Annotated in this window: 1 protein-coding gene; it reads left to right on the plus strand. The window is 62.3% G+C overall.

Annotated elements, in window-relative coordinates; genetic code table 11:
• Positions 1–152 precede the first annotated feature (152 nt).
• On the plus strand, positions 153–395 hold a 243-nt coding region (locus CWO91_RS42470), incomplete at its 3' end, for an aminopeptidase P family N-terminal domain-containing protein (RefSeq protein WP_208753162.1).

Raw genomic sequence — 395 nt, forward strand, 5'->3', positions numbered from 1 at the left:
TCTCGCGATCGGGCTCGCCTTCAGCCTGCTGGGCGTCGAAACCCATGGCAAGCCGCTGGCGCTGGAGAACGGTGACCCAGCCGTAGCACCGCGCGAAACGCTGCAGGTGCGCGAGCACGTAACGACCCAGCAAGCATGATTGGAGCAAGGGCATGAATGTAGCGGACAGGAAAATCACAGCGCGCGCACCGTTCGATACCAAGAAGCTCGACCGGCTGATGCAGGAGGCGGGGCTCGACGCGCTGGTCGTCACGTCCCGCCACAACGTTCAGTACCTGCTCGGCGGCTACCGCTTCTTCTTTTTCGACGCGATGGAGGCAATCGGCGTCAGCCGCTATCTGCCGGTGTATGTGTATCAGGGCGGGCGCCCCGAGAACGCGCTCTATATTGGAAAT

This window comes from Bradyrhizobium genosp. SA-3, from assembly GCF_004212635.1.
Classification (GTDB): domain Bacteria; phylum Pseudomonadota; class Alphaproteobacteria; order Rhizobiales; family Xanthobacteraceae; genus Bradyrhizobium.